General features: G+C 67.4%; 22 protein-coding genes. 12 read left to right on the top strand and 10 right to left on the bottom strand.

The genetic code is table 11. From position 1 onward, the window contains the following. The 4 genes from QQK43_RS07775 to QQK43_RS07790 form a co-directional block, all read right to left on the bottom strand. Positions 1–502 (bottom strand): Tle-like phospholipase domain-containing protein (locus QQK43_RS07775; RefSeq protein WP_284307307.1); only part of this gene is annotated, 502 nt, incomplete at its 3' end. Further along, positions 499–1,200, bottom strand: a complete 702-nt coding sequence (locus QQK43_RS07780) for a hypothetical protein (protein ID WP_284307308.1) — start codon at positions 1,198–1,200, stop codon at positions 499–501. The genes QQK43_RS07775 and QQK43_RS07780, both read right to left, overlap by 4 nt. A 201-nt stretch (positions 1,201–1,401) precedes the next feature. Next, entirely contained in the window at positions 1,402–1,845 is a 444-nt protein-coding gene (gene dtd / locus QQK43_RS07785; protein ID WP_284307309.1) for a D-aminoacyl-tRNA deacylase, read from the bottom strand. Between the two features lie 7 nt (positions 1,846–1,852). Beyond that, complete coding sequence (locus tag QQK43_RS07790; RefSeq protein WP_284307310.1) at positions 1,853–2,794, bottom strand: cation diffusion facilitator family transporter; 942 nt, start codon at positions 2,792–2,794, stop codon at positions 1,853–1,855. Positions 2,795–2,890: 96 nt separating this feature from the next. Here QQK43_RS07790 and glgB point away from each other — a divergent pair, with 96 nt between their 5' ends. The 6 genes from glgB to QQK43_RS07820 all read left to right on the top strand — a co-directional run bounded on the left by glgB (position 2,891) and on the right by QQK43_RS07820 (position 14,053). Continuing rightward, positions 2,891–4,771 (top strand): 1,4-alpha-glucan branching protein GlgB, encoded by a 1,881-nt coding sequence (glgB, locus tag QQK43_RS07795; protein WP_284307311.1) that lies wholly within the window; start codon positions 2,891–2,893, stop codon positions 4,769–4,771. Positions 4,772–4,801: 30 nt separating this feature from the next. Continuing rightward, entirely contained in the window at positions 4,802–7,018 is a 2,217-nt protein-coding gene (gene glgX, locus QQK43_RS07800; protein WP_284307312.1) for a glycogen debranching protein GlgX, read from the top strand. Continuing rightward, a complete protein-coding gene (malQ, locus tag QQK43_RS07805; RefSeq protein WP_284307313.1) occupies positions 7,015–8,529 on the top strand; it encodes a 4-alpha-glucanotransferase in 1,515 nt (504 codons plus the stop codon). Before glgX ends, malQ begins: the two co-directional genes overlap by 4 nt. A gap of 53 nt (positions 8,530–8,582) precedes the next feature. Then, a complete protein-coding gene (gene glgC, locus QQK43_RS07810) occupies positions 8,583–9,845 on the top strand; it encodes a glucose-1-phosphate adenylyltransferase (protein ID WP_284307314.1) in 1,263 nt (420 codons plus the stop codon). 121 nt (positions 9,846–9,966) lie between these two features. Further along, entirely contained in the window at positions 9,967–11,517 is a 1,551-nt protein-coding gene (glgA, locus tag QQK43_RS07815) for a glycogen synthase GlgA (protein ID WP_284307400.1), read from the top strand. A 43-nt stretch (positions 11,518–11,560) separates the two neighbouring features. Then, entirely contained in the window at positions 11,561–14,053 is a 2,493-nt protein-coding gene (locus QQK43_RS07820) for a glycogen/starch/alpha-glucan phosphorylase (protein WP_284307315.1), read from the top strand. Between the two features lie 147 nt (positions 14,054–14,200). On the opposite strand, the gene tyrS is transcribed toward QQK43_RS07820, so the two are convergent. Continuing rightward, positions 14,201–15,463: a tyrosine--tRNA ligase gene (tyrS, locus tag QQK43_RS07825; protein ID WP_284307316.1), complete on the bottom strand. Its 1,263-nt coding sequence runs from the start codon at positions 15,461–15,463 to the stop codon at positions 14,201–14,203. Positions 15,464–15,687: 224 nt separating this feature from the next. On the opposite strand from tyrS, the gene QQK43_RS07830 reads away from it, so the two are divergent. Then, entirely contained in the window at positions 15,688–17,022 is a 1,335-nt protein-coding gene (locus QQK43_RS07830; RefSeq protein WP_284307317.1) for a M23 family metallopeptidase, read from the top strand. An 88-nt stretch (positions 17,023–17,110) separates the two neighbouring features. Here the strand turns inward: QQK43_RS07830 and erpA are convergent, their stop codons facing one another. From erpA to rplM, 5 genes are all read right to left on the bottom strand, one after another. Continuing rightward, entirely contained in the window at positions 17,111–17,476 is a 366-nt protein-coding gene (erpA, locus tag QQK43_RS07835) for an iron-sulfur cluster insertion protein ErpA (RefSeq protein WP_234266360.1), read from the bottom strand. Between the two features lie 78 nt (positions 17,477–17,554). Next, the gene (locus tag QQK43_RS07840; protein WP_234266361.1) at positions 17,555–17,956 is read right to left on the bottom strand and encodes a bactofilin family protein; all 402 of its coding nucleotides are present in this window, start codon (positions 17,954–17,956) and stop codon (positions 17,555–17,557) included. 27 nt (positions 17,957–17,983) lie between these two features. Beyond that, a complete protein-coding gene (locus QQK43_RS07845) occupies positions 17,984–18,691 on the bottom strand; it encodes a DUF6776 family protein (protein WP_234266362.1) in 708 nt (235 codons plus the stop codon). A 106-nt stretch (positions 18,692–18,797) separates the two neighbouring features. Continuing rightward, entirely contained in the window at positions 18,798–19,190 is a 393-nt protein-coding gene (gene rpsI, locus QQK43_RS07850; protein WP_234266363.1) for a 30S ribosomal protein S9, read from the bottom strand. 10 nt (positions 19,191–19,200) lie between these two features. Then, positions 19,201–19,632, bottom strand: coding sequence for a 50S ribosomal protein L13 (rplM, locus tag QQK43_RS07855; protein ID WP_234266364.1), 432 nt, complete (start codon positions 19,630–19,632; stop codon positions 19,201–19,203). Between the two features lie 262 nt (positions 19,633–19,894). Between rplM and QQK43_RS07860 the strand changes: the two genes are divergently transcribed. From QQK43_RS07860 to paaD, 5 genes are all read left to right on the top strand, one after another. Beyond that, entirely contained in the window at positions 19,895–20,809 is a 915-nt protein-coding gene (locus QQK43_RS07860) for a 23S rRNA (adenine(2030)-N(6))-methyltransferase RlmJ (RefSeq protein ID WP_284307318.1), read from the top strand. Between the two features lie 146 nt (positions 20,810–20,955). After that, positions 20,956–21,978 carry a 1,2-phenylacetyl-CoA epoxidase subunit PaaA gene (gene paaA, locus QQK43_RS07865; protein ID WP_284307319.1) on the top strand — a complete coding sequence of 341 codons (1,023 nt, stop codon included), beginning with the start codon at positions 20,956–20,958 and terminating at the stop codon, positions 21,976–21,978. After that, complete coding sequence (gene paaB / locus QQK43_RS07870) at positions 21,975–22,271, top strand: 1,2-phenylacetyl-CoA epoxidase subunit PaaB (protein WP_284307320.1); 297 nt, start codon at positions 21,975–21,977, stop codon at positions 22,269–22,271. The genes paaA and paaB overlap by 4 nt, the downstream gene beginning before the upstream one ends. Further along, entirely contained in the window at positions 22,271–23,113 is an 843-nt protein-coding gene (gene paaC / locus QQK43_RS07875; protein ID WP_284307321.1) for a 1,2-phenylacetyl-CoA epoxidase subunit PaaC, read from the top strand. Before paaB ends, paaC begins: the two co-directional genes overlap by 1 nt. A 5-nt stretch (positions 23,114–23,118) precedes the next feature. Continuing rightward, entirely contained in the window at positions 23,119–23,643 is a 525-nt protein-coding gene (gene paaD, locus QQK43_RS07880) for a 1,2-phenylacetyl-CoA epoxidase subunit PaaD (protein WP_284307322.1), read from the top strand. Position 23,644 lies beyond the last annotated feature (1 nt).

Genomic DNA, 23,644 nt, shown 5'->3' on the forward strand with positions numbered 1-23,644 from the left:
CACCGCCTTCGGGAATGCGGCGGTTGAGGCTGGCCGCGCCGTAGGCGTTGAAGGTTTCGCCGTGGAGGCCGAAGTGGTGCGCACTGACCTGGGCCAGTGTGCCCCCGAGGGAGTGGCCGGTGACGGTGACCGGGCCGGACTGGAAGCCGTTGGCCTCATCGTCTTTCATCTGTTCCAGGGCCTTTCGGGCTAGCCCCACGGCGTCATTGGCTTGCAGGTTCGCTCGGCCCAACACCATACCGGCATCGGCGAGAACGCCGTCTTTGAACGCCTCGCGGTCAAACTCGGTGCCCCGGTGGGCGACGACCATCTCGCCGGTGTCCACCCGCTGGTAGACCGTGCCTTGGTAGCCGGTCTTGGGGTTGTCGACATGGGCGCGGATGTGGTACTGGATGCCGCCAACGGTTACTGGAGGGGCGTTATTCGGGGTGAATACGCCAATGGGATGATTTTTGTACGCGTCGTCAGCCAGATTGGCATACTCTTGACTGGTAATGCTCATGGTTTAGCTGTCACATCTGCGGTGATGGAGAACACGTTTTCTCGAAAGCCAGGGCGTAGCTGATCAAGCTTGCGCACACCGTATGCGCCCGCAGGAATGTCCGGCGCAACGCGCTTCACTCTGGGATAGCGACCTTTCCAGTAATACTGCTTGTCCTTCCCGCCGTCCTGCCAGGCACCTTTGGCCAGTTCGAAGGCGTAGGCAGTGTCCTCCTCAGATCCAGTAGCCTTGAACCCCGCCGTCACACCGATCAGCTCCCAGTGGCAAACCCCTTTGCCGTAGTAGTCCTCGTCGAGCAGGCCGTCGCGGTAGAACGTGGCACGGTAGTGGGTGGCATCGATCTGCTCCGCTGTGAGGGGGATCGATTTGGTCGGCTGGCTGCGCGTGCCGGCCCATTCGCTGGTCACGAAGTTGCAGTTGAAGGACTGGTAGTGCGCATATCCGCCGAAGTCGGCGAATGGCCCGGGCGCATCGTGCAGCTCGAACACCACCTCGAAGCCCTCCTGGGGCGACGGGTTGACCCGCCAGAGGTGTTCCTGTGCCGACTTGTCGTTCTTGGCCGCGCCGGTGGCGCTGGCGGTGCCGGGCGCGGGGCCGGCGGAATGGGTGGGTTGGCAGGCCATCAGTGCCCCCCACAGACACAGGGTGCCCAGCAGCCGCCACGCGCGGCTCCGGACCATGACCGGGAATTCATGCACACACACCTCCTTGAATCTTGTTGCGCCGCAGTTTAGCCGCTGGCCAGATGCCAGCTACACCCAGATTGCGAAGGATGGGAGCGCTCGACCATAGGGCGGCAGCCTTTGACACCGCACGCGCCACAGTCACGCATGCCAGCCAGCGCCGCAGGAGGCCTCTTTGTTCATGCGGAGGCCTGTGTCTAAGAAAGCCGCGACGGCTCAGGCCGTCATCCGCAGCGGAATGGTGACCGGCCCGTCGTTGACCATGTGCACCTGCATGTCGGCGCCGAAACGGCCCGTGGCGACGACAGGGTGCGCGGCGCGTGCCTCGGCCACGAAGCGGTCATAGAGCGCCTCGCCCAGCGCGGGCGCTGCCGCGCCGCTGAAGCCCGGTCGCGTGCCGCTGCGGGTGTCCGCCGCCAGCGTGAACTGGCTGACGATCAGCAGCCCGCCGCCCACGTCCTGCACGCTGCGGTTCATCTTGCCCTGCTCGTCGGCGAAGACACGCAGCTTCAGCACCTTGGCCAGCAGGCGGCTGCCCACCGCCTCGGTATCGGTCGGCTCCGCACACAGCAGCACCAGCAGGCCCGGCCCGATGCGCCCCACGGTCTCGCCGGCAATGTCCACACGGGCCTCGCCCACACGCTGCAACAAGGCGATCATGGCGTTGTCATTTCAGGTCGTTTTCGTCAAAAAAGCGGGCCTCTACGTCGGAGGGCAGCAACTGGATGCTCGCCCGCAGACCCGGCACCGCGCTCATCAGTGCCTGCTCCACGTCGGCCCGCACGGCCGCTGCGCGGCCGAGGGACCAGCCGGCGGGCATGTGCATGTGCAGGTCGACAAAACGCCGCTGGCCGGCGCGGCGCGTGACCACGTGGTCGAAGCGCACGATGTCGACCCCCTGGCGCTGCACGGCAAAGCCGGCCAGGGTCTGTTCGATCGTGGCCTGCACCTCGGGCTCGACCGCTTCGTCCATCAGCCCCTGCGACGAGCGCCAGATGAGGTGAAAGCCCTCCTTGAGGATGTTGGCCGCCACCCCCATGGCCACCACCGGGTCGAGCCAGAGCCAGCCGGTCAGGTGCACCAGGGCAATGCCGACCACCACGCCGGCCGAAGTCCAGACATCGGTGGTCAGGTGGCGGGCATCGGCCTCCAGCGCGATGGAACGGTGCACCCGCGCCGCGCGGAACATGGTCCACGCCAGCAGGCCGTTGAGCGCCGACGACGCCACCGACAGAGCCAGCCCCCAGCCGACCTGTTCCAGCGGCTGCGGGTTCCACAGCCGGAGCGCCGCGGCCCAGAAGATGCCGAGCGCCGCGGCGATGATGAGCACCCCCTCGAAGCCAGACGAAAAGTACTCGGCCTTGTGGTGGCCATAGGGGTGGTCGGCGTCGGCGGGGCGGGCGGCGATGGTCACCATCACCAGGCCGAACACCGCGCTGGCGAGGTTCACCAGCGACTCCATCGCGTCGGACAGCAGGCCGACCGAACCGGTCACGAGCCAGGCGGCCGTTTTCAGCGCGATGGTGATCAGGGCCACCGCCACCGATGCCTGCAACAGGCGCCGCGGGGTCATGAAGGCTTGCAGGGGCAGGGATGCGGAAGCAGACATGGCCGCATTGTCGGCCACCGCCTCTGAAGCGCACCTGAACGGTGACAGAATGATGTTGCACAGCACCATGGTTATTCACCCCAACGCCCCGCCGCCATGACCCCACCTCTCTCCGTGCGCTGGATCGGCGACACCGACGCCTGGCTGCTGGCCGAAGGCAAGCACCTGCGGCCCTGGCAGAAACTCGGTGCGCACCCGGTCACGCTCGACGGTCGCGACGGCGTGGCCTTCGCCGTCTGGGCCCCGAACGCGCGGCAGGTGCTGCTGCTGGGCGATTTCAACGGCTGGCAAGCGCAGCCCCTGGCCCTGCTCCCCGGGTGCGGCGTGTGGGAGGTCTTCGTGCCCGGCGCCGCGGTGGGCCACTGGTACAAGTTCGCGGTCGAAGGTGCCGACGGCGTCTGGCGCCACAAGACCGACCCCTGCGCGCGCGAAACCGAACTGCCCCCCGGCAACGCCGCCCGCGTGTGCGAGCCGCTGCGCCCGCCGCCGGCCACGGGGGCGCCAGCGCCGACCGACCGGGCGCCCATGGCCATCTACGAAGTGCACGTGGGATCCTGGCGCCGGCCCGGCGGACCGCACACCCTGCCCACCTGGGACGATCTGGCGCGCGAACTCGTGCCCTACGCCGCCGGACTGGGCTTCACCCACCTCGAACTGCTGCCGGTCAGCGAACACCCGTTCTATGGCTCCTGGGGCTACCAGCCGACCGGCCTGTACGCGCCCACGGCCCGCTACGGCCGCCCGGACGGCTTCCGGCGCTTTGTCGACGCGGCGCACGCCGCCGGCCTGAAAATCATCCTCGACTGGGTGCCCGCGCACTTCCCCGCCGACGAACACGCGCTGGCGCGCTTCGACGGCACCGCCCTGTACGAACACGCCGACCCGCGCGAGGGTTTCCACCGCGACTGGAACACCCTCATCTACAACTGGGGCCGGCACGAGGTGCGCAACTACCTGGTGGGCAACGCGCTGTTCTGGATCGAGCAGTACGGCATCGACGGCCTGCGTGTGGACGCAGTGGCCTCCATGCTCTACCGCGACTACAGCCGCCCCGCCGGCGAATGGGTGCCCAACAAGGACGGCGGGCGCGAGAACTACGAAGCCATCGCCTTCCTGCGCGAGGTGCACGAAGTGCTGCAGCGCGAGGCGCCGCAGGCGGTCACCATCGCCGAGGAATCCACCGCCTTCCCGCGCGTGACCGGCGCCGTGGCCGACGGCGGGCTGGGCTTCGACCACAAGTGGAACATGGGCTGGATGCACGACACCCTGGCCTACTTCGCCGAAGACCCGGTGCACCGCCGCTGGCACCACCAACGCATGACCTTTTCCATGATGTACGCCTGGAGCGAAGACTACGTGCTGCCGCTCTCGCACGACGAGGTGGTGCACGGCAAGGGTTCGCTGCTGGGCAAGATGGCCGGCGACCCCTGGCAGCAGCGCGCCAACCTGCGAGCGCTCTACGCCTGGATGTACGCCCACCCGGGCAAGAAACTGCTGTTCATGGGCGCCGAACTGGCCCAGCCCACCGAATGGAACCACGACGCCGAACTGCCCTGGCACCTGCTGGGCGACCCGGCCCACGCGGGCGTGCAGGCCCTGGTGCGCGACCTCAACCGGCTCTACCGCGAACGCCCCGCCCTGCACGCGCGCGACACCGACCCGCACAGCTTCCAGTGGCTGGTGGTGGACGATGCCGACCAGTCCGTGCTGGCCTTCATGCGCTGGGGTCACCGGCGGGAGGACAGCACCGTGGTGATCGCCAACCTCACCCCCGTGGTGCGCGAAGGCTACCGGATCGGTCTGCCGCACGAGGGCCACTGGCTGGAGTGCCTGAACACCGATTCGGCCCACTACGGGGGCGGCAACGTCGGCAATGGCGGCAGCCTGCAGGCCGAACCCCAGGCCCTGCACGGGCAAGCCTGGTCCGCCCCGCTGACCCTGCCCCCGCTCGGGGTGATCTGGCTGCGGCCGCAATGAAACCCGGCCCCTGCGCCATGGATCGCTGACATGACCCACCACACCGTGTTGCCCGACCCGATGCCCCCGCACGCAGGCCCCGCCTTCGGTGCCCACCCCGGCCGGCTGGCGGGGCAGGACGGCACGGTGTTTTCGGTCTGGGCCCCCCACGCCAGCGGGCTGGCGGTGTGCCTGTTCGGCACCGACGCCCACCCCACGGGAGAACGCCGCGTGGCGCTTGCGCCCGATGGCGACGGCGCCTGGCGCGCCTTCGTGCCCGGCGTCGGCCCGGGCGAACGCTACGGCCTGCGCGCCGACGGCCCCTGGCAGCCCGAGGCGGGCCACCGCTTCAACCCGGCCCGGCTCCTGCTCGATCCCTGGGCGCTGGCACTGACGGGCGACACCACCCGCCTGGCCCTGGAAACCGGCCACCGCTGCGCCGACCCGCTGACCCCGTCGTGTGCCTGGCAGGCGCACCAGCCCGACCCCAACGACAACGCCGCCCGCATGCCGCGCTGCGTGGTGATCGACGTGGCCGCCGAACTGGCCGCAGGCCGCGCCATCGCCCCCGCGCCGCCGGTACCCGCCGGGCGCGTGCTGGTCTACGAAGCGCATGTGAAGGCCCTCACCCGCCAGCACCCCGGCGTGCCCGAACACCAGCGCGGCACCTACGCCGCCCTCGCGCATCCCGCCGTCATCGACCACCTGCAGCGCCTGGGCGTCACCACCGTGTGCCTGCTGCCGGTGCACCAGCACATCAGCGAACGGCATCTGCTGGCGCGCGGTCTGGTCAACCACTGGGGCTACAACACGCTCAATGCCTTCGCGCCCGAGCCGTCTTACGCGGCGGCCACCGGCGGCCACGACCCGGCCACCGCCGCCCAGGCGGCGGCGGTGCGCGCCGAATGCCGCCAGGCCGTGGACGCCCTGCACCGTGCCGGCATCGAGGTGGTGCTCGATGTGGTGTTCAACCACACCTGCGAGAGCGATCTCGACGGCCCCACGCTGAGCTGGCGCGGCCTGGGCCAGACCGACTGGTACGCCATGGCGCCCGGCGGCGTGCCGCACAACTTCACCGGCACCGGCAACAGCCTGGCGAGCAGCCGGCCGCGCGTGCTGCAATGGGTGCTGGACAGCCTGCGCTGGTGGGTGCAGGCCTACGGGGTGGACGGTTTCCGCTTCGACCTCGCCACCACGCTGGCGCGCGATGGCGTGCTCGACCACGGCTTCAACCCCCACCATCCACTGCTTTCGGCGATGGCGCAGGACCCTTCGCTGCGCCACGTGCGGCTCATCGCCGAACCCTGGGACATCGGCCCGGGCGGGCACCGCACCGGCGGCTTCCCCCCCGGCTGGCTGGAGTGGAACGACGCGTTCCGCGATCAGGTGCGCGCCTTCTGGCTCGGCCATCCGGGCAGCCGCAGCGAACTGGCCACGCGCCAGTGCGCCAGCGCCGACCGTTTCGCCGCCGGCCCCCGCTCGCCGTTGGCCAGCGTCAACTTCCTGACCGCCCACGACGGCTTCACCCTGGCCGACCTGACCGCCTACGCCCACAAGCACAACCACGCCAACGGCGAAGACAACCGCGACGGCCACAGCCACAACCTGAGCGCCAACGCCGGTGTCGAAGGCCCCAGCGACGACCCGCACGTGCAGGCCCGCCGGGGCCAGTGGCGGCGGGCGCTGCTGGCCACCCTGCTGTGCGCGCAGGGCACCCCGCAACTGCTGGCCGGCGACGAGATCGGCCACAGCCAGCAGGGCAACAACAACGCCTACTGCCAGGACAACCCCCTCACCTGGCTGGACTGGGCACGGGCCGACACCGAACTGGCCGTGTTCACGGGCGGGCTGGCCGCCCTGCGCCGGCGACACCCGGGCCTGCGCCACACGCAGCGCTTCACCGGACGCCCGCCCGCCCCCGGCCAGCCGCCCGACATCGTCTGGCACGACGTGGACGGTCAGCCGCCCTCCAGCGCGGCCTGGAACAGCACGGAACACCGCACCCTCACCGCCGTGATCTGCGTCGGCGAACACGGCGAAGCGCCCACCGAGCGCCTGCTGCTGGTCTGGCACCCCGGCGACGGCCCGGTCTCGCTGACCCTGCCCAGCGGCCCCTGGCAGCACGTTCTCGACAGCGCGGCCGCCCGGGTCAGCTTGGACGAAGCCCCGCTGGCCGAGGGCCAACTGATCCTGCACGCCCCCGGCCTGCACCTGCTGGTCCAAGGCTTGCATGGGTCCGGGCCTGCCCCCACACCGCCTGCCCCATGAGCATTCCAGCCGACAGCCTCCTCGCCCGCCGCAGCAGCGGCGTGCTGCTGCACATCACCAGCCTGCCCGGTCCGAACGGCTGCGGCGACCTGGGCCCTGCAGCCCGCCATTTCGTCGACTGGCTGGTCGCCGCCGGGCAATCGGCCTGGCAGGTGCTGCCGCTGTCGCCCGCTGGCCCCGGCAACTCGCCCTACCAAAGCGTGTCCGCGTTCGCCGGCAGCCCGCTGATGGTCGACCTGGACGACCTGGTGCACAAAGGCTGGCTGCCCTGGATGCCGCACCAGGGCTTTGACCACCAGCGCTGCGACTTCGGCCGCGTGCGGCCCTGGCGCATGGCCAGCCTGCGCCAGGCCTGGAAAGGCTTCGGCCAGCGCGCGAGCGCGGCCGATCGCGAGGATTTCGCCACCTTTGCTGCGGCGCACGCCCACTGGCTGGACGACTACGCCCTGTTCATGGTGCTGGACGCGCGCCACGGCGGTCCCTGGTCCACCTGGCCCCAGCCGCTGGCCCGGCGCGAGGCCGACGCCCTGCAGGCTGTGCGCGACCAGGCCGACGCCGACCTCGGCTTCTGGCGCTTCGTGCAGTGGCGCTTCTGGGTGCAGTGGCAGGCGCTGCGCCGCTACGCCAGCGAACGCGGCGTGCAGATCATCGGCGACGCGCCCATCTTCGTGGCCCACCACAGCGCCGACGTCTGGGCACATGCCAACCAGTTCCTGCTCGACGAACGCGGTGACCCCTTTGTCGTCGCGGGCGTGCCGCCCGACTACTTCAGCCCCACCGGCCAGCGCTGGGGCAACCCGCTGTACGACTGGGATGCCATGGCCCACGACGGCTACCGCTGGTGGAAGGACCGCCTGGCGCACTCCTTCCGGCAGGTCGACGTGGTGCGCCTCGACCACTTCCGCGGCTTCGAAGCGCACTGGGAAATCCCCGCCACCGAACCGACCGCCATCGCTGGCCGCTGGCAGCGCGGCCCTGGCCAGGCCTTCTTCGACGCCGTGCAGGACGAACTGGGCAGCCTGTCCGTGATTGCCGAAGACCTCGGGCTGATCACCCCCGAAGTGGACGCGCTGCGCGCGGGCTGCGGCTTCCCGGGCATGCGCATCCTGCACTTCGCCTTCGGCGGCGACCCGGCCAACCCCTACCTGCCGCACAACTACGAACGCGGCACCGTGGCCTACACCGGCACGCACGACAACGACACCAGCGTGGGCTGGTGGCGCAGCGCCGCCACGGGCGAAAAGGCCGCCGCGCGCGCCTACGCCGGCCGCTGCATGGACCAGGAACCGCACTGGACGCTGATCCACAGCGTTTCGCAATCGGTGGCCAACACCGCCATCGTGCCGTTCCAGGACGTGCTCGGCCTGGACAGCCGCCACCGCATGAACACCCCCGGGCTGGCCAGTGGCTGCTGGGAGTGGCGCTTCGACTGGAGCCAGGTCGACCACATCCCCGCCGAGCGCCTGCTGGCCATGACCCGCGCCCACGGCCGATTGCCGCCGGGGCGCTGACCCCGGCTGACACACAGAAGACCCGAAGACACCCGACCATCCCGGAGACAAGCATGGACAAGACCACTTCCCCCCAGTACCTGGCCCGCCGCACCATCGCGCTGGTGCTGGCCGGCGGGCGCGGATCGCGCCTGCACGCCCTGACCGACCGCCGCACCAAACCGGCGGTGTATTTCGGGGGCAAGTTCCGCATCATCGACTTCGCCCTCTCCAACTGCCTGAACTCCGGCGTGCGCCGCATCGGGGTGCTCACGCAGTACAAGTCGCACAGCCTGCTGCGCCACCTGCAGCGCGGCTGGAGCTTTCTGCGCAACGAGTTCAACGAGTTCATCGACCTGCTGCCCGCGCAGCAACGCATCGACGAACAGAGCTGGTACGCCGGCACGGCCGACGCCATCTTCCAGAACCTGGACATCCTGCGCGCCCACAACCCCGAATACATCCTCATCCTGGCCGGTGACCACATCTACAAGATGGACTACGCCAGCCTGATCGCCGACCACGTGGCCCAGGGCAAACAGTGCACGGTGGCCTGCATCGAAGTGCCGATCGCCGAGGCCAGTGCCTTCGGCGTCATGGCCATCGACGAACAGCGCCGCATCGTCAGCTTCACCGAAAAGCCGGCCCAGCCCGCCCCCATGCCCGGCAAGCCCGAGGTGGCGCTGGCCAGCATGGGCATCTACGTCTTCGACGCGCAGCACCTGTTTGCCGCGCTCGAAACGGACGCCGCCCGGCCGGGATCGAGCCGCGACTTCGGCAAGGACGTGATTCCGGCCATGGTCGCCGAAGGGCAGGCCGTGGCCCACCCGTTCGGCCTGTCCTGCGTCAAGAGTGCCCCCGAAGCGCCCGCCTACTGGCGCGACGTGGGCACGGTCGACGCCTACTGGGCCGCCAACATCGACCTCACCGACCCGCTGCCCGAACTCGACATGTACGACCGCGAGTGGCCGATCTGGACCTACCAGGAACAGCTGCCGCCGGCCAAGTTCGTTTTTGACGACGACGGCCGCCGCGGCATGGCGGTGGATTCGCTGGTCTCGGGCGGCTGCATCATCTCGGGCGGCTCGGTGCGCCGTTCGGTGCTGTTCTCCAAGGTGCGCATCCACTCCTACGCCGAGGTCGATGAAGCCGTGCTGCTGCCCGAGGTCGACGTCGGCCGGGGCAGCAAGCTGCGCAAGGTGGTGGTCGACAACGGCTGCGTCATCCCGCCAGGCATGGCCATCGGCTTCGACGCCGAGGCCGATGCCCGGCGCTTCTTCCGCACCCCCGGCGGCGTGGTGCTGGTCACGCGCGAAATGCTGGAAAAATTGGCATGACCCCCCGCGCCGCCTCCGGTGTCACCCCCCTGGCAGGGGGGCTTCGCCTGCAGCCCGGCGAAGCCGGTTCTGTGGCGCGAGCTGGCTATTGGCTTCTCCGTTTTACCGCTGCCCCATGCCCCTGAAAGTCCTTTACGTCTGCGCCGAGATCTTTCCGCTGCTCAAAACCGGCGGGCTGGCCGACGTCAGCGCGGCGCTGCCGCCGGCGCTGCGCGCCCAGAAGCAGGACGTGCGCCTGCTGCTGCCCGCCTTTCCCGCCATCGCCGCCGGCGTCAAGCCCGAAGGCCCGGTGATCCCGCTGCCCACGGCCGGTATGGCCGGCCTGCCCGCCGGTGTGGGCCCGGACCCGCTCACGGCCGGCGGTCCGCCGCCCACGCTGCGTGCCGGCCGCATCACGGGCAGCCGCCTGCCGGTGTGGCTGCTGCACGCGCCCGGCCTGTACGAACAGCCTGGCAATCCCTACCTGGACCCGGAAGGGCGCCCTTGGGCCAACAGCGCCGAGCGCTTTGCCTGGCTGGGCTGGGCCGCGGCGCTGCTGGGCATCGGTGCCCTGCCGACCCCGGCCGCCAACGGCCAGCCAGCCTGGCAACCCGATGTGGTGCACGGCCACGACTGGCACACCGGCCTGGCCTTCGCCTACCTGCAGGCGCTGCGCGCACCGGGCCTGCCGCGCCCGGCCACCGTCTTCACGATCCACAACCTCGCCTACCAGGGGGTGTTCGCGGGCGAGGCCCGGCACCGCCTCGGCCTGCCCGATCACCTGTTTCGCATGCAGGGCCTGGAATTCCATGGCCACCTGTCCTTCATGAAAGCGGGCCTGCAGTTCAGCGACGCCATCACCACCGTGAGCCCGACCTACGCGCGCGAGATCACCGGTGAAGAACAGGGCTGCGGGCTCGACGGTGTGCTGCGCGAGCGGCGCCACCGGCTGCACGGCATCCTCAACGGCGTCGACGACGCGGTCTGGAACCCCGCCGCCGATCCGCTGGTGCAACCGGGCTTCGACGCCGAACACCTGGACGGCAAGGCCCAGGCCAAGGCCCTGCTGCAAAAGCAGATGAAGCTGCGCCCCAAGCCGGACGCCCTGCTGTTTGCCGTGGTCAGCCGGCTGACCGAGCAGAAGGGCCTGCACCTGCTGCCCGGGGTGGTCGACGACCTGGTCGCCCGGGGCGGCCAACTGGTGGTGCTGGGCACCGGCGACGCGCAGATCGAGCAGGCGCTGCTTCACGCCAGCCAGCGCCACCCCGGCCGGGTCGCGGTGCATGTCGGCTACGACGAGGCGCTGTCGCACCGCGTGATCGCGGGCGCCGATGTGATCCTGCTGCCCTCGCGCTTCGAGCCCTGCGGCCTGACCCAGCTCTACGGCCTGCGCTACGGCACCCTGCCGCTGGTGCGGGCGGTCGGCGGCCTGGCCGACACCGTGACCGACTGCGCCCTGGAAAACCTGCACGACGGCAGCGCCAGCGGCTTCGTCTTCCAGGGCCTGAACGAACACGACCTGCGCCAGGCCATCCGCCGCGCCTTCGCCCTGCACCACCGCCCCGCCGACTGGCGGGCCGTGCAGCACCACGCCATGTCGCTGCGTTTCGACTGGGCCCGCGCCGCGACCGCCTATCGCCAGGTCTATGCCCAGGCCATGGCCGAGGCGGGCCATGGCACGGCTTCTGCTTAAACAGCAGGCGTCCGCCCCGAGCCGTTCTTTTGTACATCCCACCATGTCCCCAACGAACACCGCCCCCGAGACCATCGCCGCTGCGCCCACCGCCCCTTTTGAATACGACCACCTGGAAAACAGCGTCGAGGCGCTGCGCAAATCCATCGCCAACCGGCTGGTCTACGCCGTCGGCAAGGACCTGCGGTCGGCCACCAAACGGGACTGGATGTTCGCGCTGTTCCACGCCGTGCGCGACCGCTGCATGGACCGCTGGCGCCAGAGCCTGGCCGCCGCGCAGGACGCGGACGCCAAACGCGTGTACTACCTCTCGATGGAATTCCTCACCGGCCGGGCGCTGACCAACGCCCTGCTGGCCGCCGGCATCTACGACGCCGCGCGCACCGCCTGCACCCAGCTCGGTGCCGACTTCGACGCCCTGATCGACATGGAATCCGACGCCGGCCTGGGCAATGGCGGCCTCGGTCGCCTGGCCGCGTGTTTCCTCGATTCGCTGGCCACGCTGGGCCTGCCCGGCATGGGCTACGGCATCCGCTACGACTACGGCATGTTCGCCCAGCGCATCCAGGACGGCCGCCAGGTCGAAGAGCCCGACTACTGGCTCGTCAGCGGCAACCCGGGCGAATTCATGCGGCCCGAATTCAGCTACACCGTGCGCTTCGGCGGCCGCCTCGCGCAGGACGGCGACCAGGTGCGCTGGGCCGACACCGACGACGTGATCGCCACCGCGTACGACACCGGCATTCCCGGCCACGAACTCACCAGCGTGACCACGCTGCGCCTGTGGACCGCGCGCGCCTCCGGCGGCATCAACCTCGACGCCTTCAACAAAGGCGACTACATGCGCGCCGTCGAGGCCAAGAACCAGTCGGAAAACGTCTCGCGCGTGCTCTACCCCGACGACAGCACCGAACACGGCAAGGAACTGCGCCTGCGCCAGGAATACTTCTTCGTCAGCGCCTCGCTGCAGGACATCCTGCGCCGCTACCTCAAGCGCCACGGCAGTTTCGAGAACCTGGCCGACAAGGTCGCCATCCACCTCAACGACACCCACCCCGCGCTGGCCGTGCCCGAACTCATGCGCCTGCTGGTGGACGAACACCACGTCGACTGGGACACCGCCTGGGGCCTGTGCCAGAAGATCTTCAGCTACACCAACCACACGCTGATGAGCGAGGCGCTGGAAACCTGGCCGGTGGACCTGATGGGCCGGCTGCTGCCGCGCCACCTGCGCATCATCTACGACCTCAACGCGGCCTTCCTGGCCGAGGTGCACGACCGCTTCCCGGGTGAAAACGACCTGCTGCGCCGCGTCTCCCTGATCGACGAGCGTGGCCAGCGCCGCGTGCGCATGGCCTATCTGTCGGTGCTGGCCAGCCACCAGGTCAACGGCGTCTCGGCACTGCACAGCAACCTGATGGTGGAAACCATCTTTGCCGACTTCGCGCGCATCTGGCCCGAGCGCTTTTGCAACAAGACCAATGGCATCACCCCGCGCCGCTGGCTCTCGCAGGCCAACCCCTCGCTGTCGGCGCTGATCGACAGCCGCATCGGCACCGGCTGGCGCCGCCATCTCGACCAGTTGGCGCAACTCGCCGACCTGGCCGCCGACCCCGAATTCAACAACGCCTTCCGCCTGGCCAAGCTGCAGAACAAGAAGCGTCTGGCCGAACGCATCGCGCGCGAAACCGGCGTGGTGGTGAGCCCCGACAGCCTGTTCGACGTGCAGGTCAAGCGCATGCACGAATACAAGCGCCAGTTGCTCAACGTGCTGCACGTGGTCACGCGCTACCAGCAGATCCTGGCCCACCCCAACGCCAACTGGGTGCCACGCACCGTAATCTTCGGCGGCAAGGCGGCATCGGCCTACTACATGGCCAAGCTGGTCATCAAGCTCATCAACGACGTGGCGCGCACCGTCAACAACGACAAGCGCATCGGCGACAAGCTCAAGGTGGTGTTCATCCCCAACTACCGCGTGTCGCTGGCCGAAGTCATCATGCCGGCGGCCGACCTGTCGGAGCAGATTTCCACCGCCGGCACCGAGGCCTCGGGCACCGGCAACATGAAGTTCGCGCTCAACGGCGCGCTGACCATCGGCACCTGGGACGGCGCCAACATCGAGATTGCCGAAAACGTGGGGCTGGACAACATCTTCATCTTCGGCAACCGCACCGAGCAGGTGGCGGCCCTGCGCGCCAGCGGCTACAACCCGCGCCGCTACTACGAACACAACTACGACCTGAAGACCGCCATCGACCGCATCGCCGAAGGCGCATTCAGCCCCGAGGAGCCGGGCCGTTTCCACGACATCACGCGCACGCTGCTGGAGTCCGACTACTACCTGCTGCTGGCCGACTACACCGACTATGTGGCGACCCAGCTCAAGGTCGACGAGTTGTACCGCCAGCCGGCCGAATGGACCCGCAAGGCCATCCTGAATGTGGCGGGCATGGGCACTTTTTCGTCGGACCGCACGATCGGTGAATACGCCGAACAGATCTGGAACATCCAGCCGCTGTTCACCACCGACTGAGCCTGGCCAGGGTATTCAACGTGCCGTGTGATTGGCACGCCCGTGCTGCGAGAGGCCGGTTCTTCTTCGCCTGAGCGCCAGGGTTGACTGCTTCAGCAGATCAGGGGCCCCGCCGCCCCGATCCCGCGAGGTCGCTGTCAACCTGAATCAGGAAAGTGTGACCTTGGCAAACTTCCGCTTGCCCACCTGCACCACATAGACCCCGGCCCCCAGCTTCAACCCCTTGTCGCTGACCACGGAGGAGTCCACCCGCACACCGCCCCCCTCGATCAAACGGTTCGCCTCGCTGGAGGAAGGCGCCAGCCCGGCCGATTTGAGCAGCGCCCCGATGCCCAGCGGCGCACCGCTCAGCGACACCTCGGGAATCTCGTCCGGCACCCCGCCCTTGCTGCGGTTGACAAAATCCTGCTCCGCCGCATCGGCCGCCGCCGGGCTGTGAAACCGCGCGGTGATCTCCTTGGCCAGCATCACCTTCGCGTCCTTGGGGTTGCGACCACCCGCGACCTCGGCCTTGAGGGCCTCGATCTCGGCCATGGACTTGAAGGACAGCAGCGTGAACCAGTCCCACATCAGCGTGTCCGAAATGCTCAGCACCTTGGCGAACATGGTGTTGGCGTCCTCGGTGATCCCGATGTAGTTGTTCTTGGACTTGGACATTTTGTCCACCCCGTCCAACCCCACCAGCAGCGGCATCGTCAGGATGCACTGCGGCTCCTGGCCATACTCGGCCTGCAGGTGGCGCCCCATCAGCAGATTGAACTTCTGGTCGGTCCCACCCAGCTCCAGGTCGCTCTTGAGTGCCACCGAGTCGTACCCCTGCATCAGGGGATAGAGGAACTCGTGCACGCTGATCGGCGTGCCGGCCGAGAAACGCTGGTGGAAATCGTTGCGCTCCATCATGCGTGCCACGGTGTACTTGGCGGCGAGCTGGATCATGCCCATCGAACCCAGCGGCAGGCTCCACTCGCTGTTGTAGCGAATCTCGGTTTTCGCGGGGTCCAGCACCAGACTGGCCTGCTTGTAGTAGGTATCGGCGTTGGCCTTGATCTGCTCGGGCGTGAGCGGCGGGCGCGTGCTGTTGCGGCCAGAGGGATCGCCGATCAGGCTGGTGAAGTCGCCGATCAGGAAGATCACCGTGTGGCCCAGGTCCTGCAACTGGCGCATCTTGTTGAGCACCACGGTGTGACCGATGTGAATGTCGGGCGCGGTCGGGTCCAGCCCCAGCTTGATGCGCAACGGCACCCCGCTGGCTTCGGAACGGGCGAGTTTCTTCAGCCAGTCGTCCTGCGGAATCAGCTCGTCACAACCGCGCAGGGTGATGGCCAGCGCTTCGCGAACACGGTCGGTGACCGGCGATCCGACAGACGGTGCGGCAACAGGGGCTTGAGAGGCGTCAGAGCGGGTATTCATAGGGGGATTTCGCATGTCATTCGCCTGACACTGGCTCTATACTAGAAAAGGCTGTGGTCAGATTTTAGAGGGGTCTGGCATCCCTCGTTGGCCAGACCCGGCGCACGCTGCTGTGCCCGGTGCGGAACTTGCTGCAGCCAGAACCCTCACACCAGGCTTCTGAGCCTTCCGCAGCGCTGCTGCTGCGCCTTCGCAACCGATTCGACATTTTGAAACTCAACCCCTTGCCCCTGCTGAGCGGCATGGCGCAGGCTTCGGCCCAGCTGCTGTCCCGCCATCCGCGTCGTGTGGCAGCCGGGCTGGGCGTGCTGCTGCTAGGAACCGGTGTCACCGCCTTCGGTATCGCCCCCTTGGCCCCCGACGCCGCCGACCTGCCTGTGACCCGTATCGTCGAAGCCGTGCCCTTCGCACCGCTGTCTCCCGACGCTCTCGGACCGGCATTGCCCTTCACCCTCTACCGCAGCGAAGCGGTCCGCCGCGACGACACACCCCAGAGCCTGCTGCAGCGCCTTGGCGTCCAGGACCCGGCCGCGCTGGCCTATCTGCGCAACGACCCGGCCATGCGCGACCTGTTCGGCGCCCGCACCGGCAAGCTCGTGACCGTTGAAACCAATGACCGCCACGAGTTGCTGCGACTCCAGGCCCGCTGGCTGCCCGGCGATGAACGCAGCTTCACCCGGGTCACGGTCGAGAACGGTGACCAGGGCTGGCACACCAGCGTCGAAGCCGCCGAACTCGAACCCACCTCGCAATTGGCTGGCGGGGTCATCCGCAGCTCGCTGTTTGCCGCGACCGACGCCATCGGTCTGCCCGACAGCGTCGCGGTGCAACTGGCCGAAATTTTTGGCAGCGACATCGATTTCCGCCGCGACCTCCGCGAGGGCGACCGCTTCAGCGTGGTCTACGAAACCCTCAACGCCGATGGCGAAGTCATGCGGACGGGCCGCGTGCTCAGCGCCTCGTTCATCAACAACGGCAAGACGTTCGAAGCGGTCTGGTACGAACCTCCCGGCCAGAAAGGCGCCTATTACGGCTTTGATGGCCAGTCTTCGCGCAAGAACTTCTTGTCCTCGCCCCTTGCCTTCACCCGCGTGAGCAGCGGCTATGGGATGCGCTTCCACCCGATCACCGGCAAGCAGAAGGCCCACCTGGGTGTCGATTACGCAGCACCCTCCGGCACCCCCGTGCGCACCATCGGTGATGGTGTCGTGAGCTTTGCCGGCTGGCGCAATGGCTACGGCAACACCATCGAGATCTCGCACCGGGGCAACCAGTCGACCTTGTATGCCCACCTCAGCCGCATCGGCGTGCGCCAGGGGCAGAAGGTCGAACAAGGGGAATTCATTGGTGCCGTCGGTTCGACAGGCCTGTCCACCGGCCCCCACCTGCACCTGGAATTCAAGGTGAAGGGCGTGCATCAGGACCCATTGGAAGTGGCCCGCAAGAGCGAAAGCGTGCCCATGCAGGCCGAATGGCGTGCCGGCTTCAATGCCGTCGCGGCCTTGCAACGCGCGCAACTCGACGCCGCCAGATCGGTGCAGCAAGCCAGCGCCGAATGACCCGGAGCGTGCCGCAGGCACGCCAGCAGCCAAGAAAAAAGGAGCGCCCGGGCGCTCCTTTTTTTGTCCCGGCTCGCGGAAAAACCACTCAGACGCTGAAGCTCGATCCACAGCCACAGGTCGTCGTGGCATTCGGGTTGCGGATCACGAACTGGGCGCCTTCGAGGTCTTCCTTGTAGTCGATCTCTGCGCCAGCCAGATACTGGTAGCTCATCGCATCGATCAGCAGGGTGACCCCATTCTTGGACATCTGGGTGTCGTCTTCGTTGACGACCTCATCGAAGGTGAAGCCGTACTGGAAGCCGGAACAACCGCCCCCCTGAACGAAGACACGCAATTTCAGGTCGGGATTGCCCTCTTCGGCAACCAGGTCGGCCACTTTGGCTGCGGCGCTGTCGGTAAAGACCAGCGGTGCAGGCATGTCGGTGGGAAGGGCTTCGGCAACAGCGTTCATGAGAGATTCCTTTCGGAGGCATGGGCACAGGGCCCTGAATTGCCGGAAATGCTAGCGCAAAACGCCTTGACGCATCCCTCAGCCGTTGTTTGCCGCCAGTTTCAGTGTGGGCTTGTCTTCTTCGGCCCCTTCGGCCATCGGCTGGAGTTGCCCCGCAATGGTCGCCCCCTGGTGCATCTCCAGCGCCTTGTAGGAGACATCGCCTTCGATGCGTGCTCGCGGCTGGAGCTCCAGCAGTTCATACGCCTTCACAGGCCCTTTCACCGTCCCGTTGATGATCACGTGGTCGGCATGGATCTGCCCCGTGACACTGGCCGATTCGCTGACCACCAGGATGCTCGAATGTTCGTCGCTGGCCCGGATGTCGCCCACCACTTCCCCGTCGACCCGAAGACCATCGTGGAACACCACATGACCTTCAATGCGGGTGCCCTGGGCAATCAGGCTTTTGATGGGCGGCTGCTTCTTCTTGCTGAACATCGACGTTCTCCGGGGACGGCACAGCCGTCAGAGCTTGACGGTCTGAATGGATTTGACGGCACCGCCCTGCACGATCCGGGCGGTCACGGTTTTTACCACGACCGCTGCCGGCACATCCACGACGCCCTCCTGGCGCAAATAGCTGCGCACACTGACCGGCTTCGGGGTGCCCGGCGCATCCAGCGTCCAGGGGCGCCCTTCGAGCGTGCCGGCAAATGAAAGCTCCAACGCACCCTTGAATTCCGGCGCGTTTTTCGACGGCTGAATCATGAGCACCTGCCACTTGAGCTGACCCTCGGTCAAACGCTCGACCTGCAGGCCACGAATGCTCAGCGCGTCGCCACCCGAGGCCGGAATCAGCCGCTCAAACAACCCCAGATCGCTGCGTAGCACCTGGTTGTCCGCTTCCAGCTGACGAATCTGCAGAATCAACTGCTCCTGTGCCGCCTTCTCGGCGGTCAGCAGGCTTTCGGCGGTATTCGCCACCGACTGGGCCTTGCCCAGTTCCTCACGCAGACTCACCACATCAGAGCGCAGTTGCGCCAACTCTTCCTTGGCACCCCGCTCAAGGCCCGCGATGTCTTTGCCCGTCTCGAAAGCCCAGAGGGCCAGCGCCCCCGAAAAACCCAGCACCACCGCCGCCAGCAACCAGCGCAGCGGCCAAGGCATGGCACTGCGGATCGCCACCCGTGGGCTGCTCACCGTCAGGCGTCGCCGTAACAGCCGGAATCTCATTGAGCACCCTTCCCGTCAGCGAAAACCACCTTGCAGCGGCCCTCCAAAGACAAAAGCCGCCCCAAGACTGACTTGAGAGCGGCTTTGGCGGTTCGAAGCAACGCGATCAGCGCTTGCTGAACTGCTTGCGACGGCGTGCAGAACGCAGACCGACCTTCTTGCGCTCGACTTCGCGAGCGTCGCGGGTCACGTAACCAGCGCTCGACAGGGCGGGCTTCAGGTTCGCGTCGTAATCGATCAGGGCACGGGTGATGCCGTGGCGCACAGCGCCGGCCTGACCGGATTCGCCGCCACCGTGGACGTTGACCTGGATGTCGAAGGTTTCGACGTTCTCGGTCAGCACCAGGGGCTGCTTGGCGATCATGATCGAGGTCTGGCGGCCGAAGAACTGTTCGATGTCCTTGCCGTTGACCGTGATCTTGCCGGTGCCTTTTTTCAGAAACACGCGGGCGACGCTGGATTTGCGACGGCCGGTGCCATTGTTCCATTCACCAATCATCGTCGGCTCCTCAGATGTCCAGCACTTGCGGCTGTTGGGCGGTGTGCGGGTGCTCGGCGCCGCCGTACACCTTGAGCTTCTTGATCATGGCGTAACCCAGAGGACCCTTGGGCAGCATGCCCTTGACGGCCTTCTCGAGTGCGCGGCCAGGGTGCTTGGCCTGCATGTCACGGAAGCTAGTGGCATAGATGCCGCCCGGGAAACCGGAGTGACGGTAGTACATCTTGTCGGTGTTTTTCGTCCCGGTCACGCGCAGCTTGGCGGCGTTGATGATGACGATGTAATCACCGGTATCGACGTGAGGCGTGTAGATGGCCTTGTGCTTGCCGCGCAGACGGAGGGCCACTTCACTGGCGACCCGTCCGAGAACCTTGTCGGTTGCGTCAATCACAAACCACTCGTGCTTCACGTCAGCGGGCTTGGCGCTGAACGTTTTGGTCATGAGTTTTCTCTGCAAAGAGTTGGTTTGGCGGGCCCTTTTCCACGGTCGGTCGTTCTCTGACGGAACGCTCTTAGGTGGGTTGGTGTGCTTCGCCGCGGGACCACGAAATCGCTGCGAAGCCGAGCATTGTACGATTTTTCCGCCATGGCCGGCAAGCAGCCCACACATCCCCGACGCATTCCCCCGGGGTGACGGCCTCGTGGCCTGCTCCCTGTCTGCAAATCGGGCAGGGCCATCACCGTTCTGGCGCTACCATCGCCCGATGTTCAGTTACCGCCACGCCTTCCACGCCGGCAACCACGCCGACGTGTTGAAACACACCACCCTGCTCGCCACCTTGCGTCATCTGATGCAGAAGGAGGCAGGCATCACCCTGGTGGACACCCATGCGGGCGCGGGCCTTTACCGGCTCGATGGCGACTACGCGGAAAAGGGCGGCGAGGCGGCCGACGGCATCGTCAAGCTGATGGCAGCTTTGCGCGCAGCCGGACAAGAGCCGCTGCCTTCGACACCCGCCTTGGACGACTACCTCGACCTTATCGCCAGCTTCAACCCCGACGACCAGCTTCGCGTCTATCCGGGCTCCCCTTTTGTCATGCAGTCGCTCATGCGCACCGAGTCGCGCGACCGGCTCAAGCTGTTTGAACTGCACCCCACCGACAGCCGCACGCTCACAGCCAACGTGGCCCAACTGAACGCGGGCCGCCAGGTGTCTGTCCAGCTCCAGGATGGTTTCGAGAGCCTGAAACCGATGCTGCCGCCTCCGCCTTCCACCTCAGGCTCCAAGCGGGCGCTGGTCCTCATCGACCCAAGCTACGAAATCAAAAGCGACTACGCGAAAGTAAGCGCCTGCATACAGGAGTGCCTCAAGCGCTTCCCCACCGGCTGCTACCTGGTCTGGTATCCGATCATTCCCCGCGCCGAGGCGCACGACCTGCCCAGGCGCCTCAAGACGCTCTCCAACCAGGCCGGTCGGCCCTGGCTGCACGCCACACTCAACATCGGGCAAAGAGACCTGTCGCTCAATGAGCGCCCAGGCCTGTCCGCCAGTGGCATGTTTGTGATCAACCCGCCGCACACCCTCAAGGCAGAGCTGCAGGCGACGCTGCCGCGGGTGCTGGACGCGCTCGGACGAGGACGCGGCAAAGCGCAGTCGGTGGAGGCTGGCGGCCGCTGACCGCTATCCACAAACGCCCGCGGCATGACCGCCGCACCACCGCCCACGGGTAAATCCCGATCCGACCGGGCCGAATTAACCAACCGATCGGTCGGTTAATTCTCTATACTGCACGCCTGTCCACGACACGGTCTCAGGAGCCGCGCATGTATACCCAGTCGTTTTCGGTCGCTGATGGAGCCACTCCCGGCGCGGCAAAGCCGGCCGCCACGCCCCTTCGCAACGAAGACGCGGCACTGCAGGCGCACTTCGACACCGTGATCGACGCCGACGGCAAGATCGAGCCGCGCGACTGGATGCCCGATGCCTACCGCAAGACCCTGGTGCGCCAGATCAGCCAGCACGCGCACAGCGAGATCGTCGGCATGCTGCCCGAAGGCAACTGGATCAGCCGCGCGCCCAGCCTCAAACGCAAAGCCATCCTGATCGCCAAGGTGCAGGACGAAGGCGGTCACGGTCTGTACCTCTACAGCGCCGCCGAAACCCTGGGCACCAGCCGCGACCAGATGCTGGATGCCCTGCACACCGGCAAGGCCAAGTACAGCTCCATCTTCAACTACCCCACGCTCAACTGGGCCGACGTGGGCGTGATCGGCTGGCTGGTCGACGGCGCGGCGATCATGAACCAGATCCCGCTGTGCCGCTGCTCGTACGGCCCCTATGCCCGCGCCATGATCCGCGTCTGCAAGGAAGAGAGCTTCCACCAGCGCCAGGGCTACGAGGCCCTGTTGGTGATGATGCAGGGCACGGCCGAACAGAAGGCCATGGTGCAGGATGCCGTCAACCGGTACTGGTGGAAATGCCTGGCCATGTTCGGCCCGCCCGACGCCGACAGCCCCAACAGCGTGCAGGGCATGCGCTGGGGCATCAAGCGCATCGGCAACGACGACCTGCGCCAGAAGTTCGTCGACGCCACCGTGCCGCAGGCCGAGGTGCTGGGCGTGACCTTGCCCGACCCGGACCTGAAATGGAACGAGGCGCGTGGCCACTGGGACTACGGACAGATCGACTGGGACGAGTTCTGGGCCACGGTCAACGGCCACGGCCCGATGAACCAGGAGCGCCTGGCCACCCGCGTCAAGGCCCACGAACAGGGTGCCTGGGTGCGCGAAGCCGCCCTCGCCCACGCCCGCAAACAGCAGCAACGTCAGCAGAAGGAGGCCGCATGAACGCGCCAGCATTGAAAGAGTGGCCCCTCTGGGAAGTGTTCGTGCGCAGCAAGCAGGGCCTGGAACACAAGCACTGCGGCAGCCTGCATGCCAGCGACGCACGCCACGCGCTGCAAATGGCGCGCGACGTCTACACCCGCCGGCAGGAAGGTGTGAGCATCTGGGTTGTGCCGTCGACCGCCATCACCGCCAGCGAGCCCGACAGCAAGGACAGCTTCTTCGACCCGGCGGCCGACAAGATCTACCGCCACCCGACCTTCTACGAGATCCCGGACAAAGTGGGGCACATGTGATGAAGGCGCCCATCGACTACCTTCTCCACCTGGCCGACAACGCCCTGGTGCTCGGCCAGCGCAACGCCGAGTGGTGCGGCCACGGCCCCATCCTCGAAGAGGACCTGGCGCTGGCCAACAACAGCCTGGACCTGATCGGCCAAGCCCGCCTGCTGTACCAGCACGCGGCGGAGCTGATCAACAGCAACGCCTCACTGGCCCAGCGCTTCGCGCACCTGCAGGGCGCTCGCCAGGACGGTCGCGTGACCGAGGACACCCTTGCCTATTTCCGCGACACCGCCGAGTTTCGCAACCACACGCTGATGGAGCTGCCGCACCACGGCCCTTTGGTGGGCTACGCGGTGAGCGAGCGCGACTACGCCGTGACCATCGCGCGCAACTTCCTGGTGAGCGCGCTGATGGTGCTGATGTGGGACAGCCTGCGCGCGTCCAAGGATGAACAACTGGCTGCCATCGCCGCCAAATCGCTCAAAGAAGTGCGCTACCACCTGCAGCACGCGGGCGACTGGCTGGTGCGCTTCGGCGACGGCACCGAAGAGTCGCACCGCCGCGCCCAGAACGCGATCGACCTCCTGCTGCCGTACTGCGAAGCCTTCTGGCATCCGGGACCGGCGGAGTCCGCCGCGGCACAGGACGGCACGGGGGTCGACATCCTCAGCTTGCGCGAGCACTGGAACGCGCTGGTGAACGAGACCCTGGCCGAAGCCACGCTGACACGCCACGACCAGCCCCACCCGGGTTACATCGCACAGGGCCACACAGGCATCCATTCGGAACACCTGGGATTCCTGCTCGCCGAGATGCAGAGCCTGGCCCGCGCTCACCCCACCGCCGTCTGGTGAACGCCATGAGCGCGGCCACCGAGGCATCGCTGCAAGCCGTCTCCCAAGCGCTGGCGCACCTGACCGACCCGGAGATTCCGGTCGTCAGCCTGAGCGAGCTCGGCATCCTGCGTGCCGTGCGCGAAGGCGCCGACGGCGTGCCCGAGGTCGTCATCACGCCCACCTACAGCGGTTGCCCGGCCATGGGCCAGATCGCCGACGACATCTTGGTGGCGCTGCGCGATGCCGGCCTGCCCGGCCGGGTGGTGACACAGCTCGCACCGGCCTGGACCACCGACTGGATGAGCACAGCGGCCAAAGAGAAGCTGCGCGCCTACGGTATCGCGCCACCGCAGGGTGGCAGCGAGCCAGCGACCACGCCCGGCGTTCTGCGCTTCAGCCGGCACGCGGCACGCCCGGCCAGCGTGACCTGCCCGCACTGCGGCTCGCGCAACACCACGCGGATCGCGCCCTTTGGCTCCACCGCCTGCAAAGCGCAACACCGCTGTCTCGACTGCCTCGAACCTTTCGACCACTTCAAACCCTACTGAC

The organism is Hydrogenophaga electricum (assembly GCF_030160815.1).
Classification (GTDB): Bacteria; Pseudomonadota; Gammaproteobacteria; order Burkholderiales; family Burkholderiaceae_C; genus Hydrogenophaga; species Hydrogenophaga electricum.

Bases quoted from the DNA above. Each gene is read 5' to 3' on its own strand.
- paaD (WP_284307322.1), top strand. From the start codon at position 23,119: ATGAGCGCGGCCACCGAGGCATCGCTGCAAGCCGTCTCCCAAGCGCTG.
- QQK43_RS07840 (WP_234266361.1), bottom strand. From the start codon at position 17,956: ATGTTCAGCAAGAAGAAGCAGCCGCCCATCAAAAGCCTGATTGCCCAG.
- glgX (WP_284307312.1), top strand. From the start codon at position 4,802: ATGACCCACCACACCGTGTTGCCCGACCCGATGCCCCCGCACGCAGGC.
- erpA (WP_234266360.1), bottom strand. From the start codon at position 17,476: ATGAACGCTGTTGCCGAAGCCCTTCCCACCGACATGCCTGCACCGCTG.
- paaA (WP_284307319.1), top strand. From the start codon at position 20,956: ATGTATACCCAGTCGTTTTCGGTCGCTGATGGAGCCACTCCCGGCGCG.
- rplM (WP_234266364.1), bottom strand. From the start codon at position 19,632: ATGACCAAAACGTTCAGCGCCAAGCCCGCTGACGTGAAGCACGAGTGG.
- rpsI (WP_234266363.1), bottom strand. From the start codon at position 19,190: ATGATTGGTGAATGGAACAATGGCACCGGCCGTCGCAAATCCAGCGTC.
- paaC (WP_284307321.1), top strand. From the start codon at position 22,271: ATGAAGGCGCCCATCGACTACCTTCTCCACCTGGCCGACAACGCCCTG.
- QQK43_RS07860 (WP_284307318.1), top strand. From the start codon at position 19,895: ATGTTCAGTTACCGCCACGCCTTCCACGCCGGCAACCACGCCGACGTG.
- glgB (WP_284307311.1), top strand. From the start codon at position 2,891: ATGACCCCACCTCTCTCCGTGCGCTGGATCGGCGACACCGACGCCTGG.
- tyrS (WP_284307316.1), bottom strand. From the start codon at position 15,463: ATGAATACCCGCTCTGACGCCTCTCAAGCCCCTGTTGCCGCACCGTCT.
- paaB (WP_284307320.1), top strand. From the start codon at position 21,975: ATGAACGCGCCAGCATTGAAAGAGTGGCCCCTCTGGGAAGTGTTCGTG.
- malQ (WP_284307313.1), top strand. From the start codon at position 7,015: ATGAGCATTCCAGCCGACAGCCTCCTCGCCCGCCGCAGCAGCGGCGTG.
- dtd (WP_284307309.1), bottom strand. From the start codon at position 1,845: ATGATCGCCTTGTTGCAGCGTGTGGGCGAGGCCCGTGTGGACATTGCC.
- glgC (WP_284307314.1), top strand. From the start codon at position 8,583: ATGGACAAGACCACTTCCCCCCAGTACCTGGCCCGCCGCACCATCGCG.
- QQK43_RS07845 (WP_234266362.1), bottom strand. From the start codon at position 18,691: ATGAGATTCCGGCTGTTACGGCGACGCCTGACGGTGAGCAGCCCACGG.
- QQK43_RS07790 (WP_284307310.1), bottom strand. From the start codon at position 2,794: ATGTCTGCTTCCGCATCCCTGCCCCTGCAAGCCTTCATGACCCCGCGG.
- QQK43_RS07820 (WP_284307315.1), top strand. From the start codon at position 11,561: ATGTCCCCAACGAACACCGCCCCCGAGACCATCGCCGCTGCGCCCACC.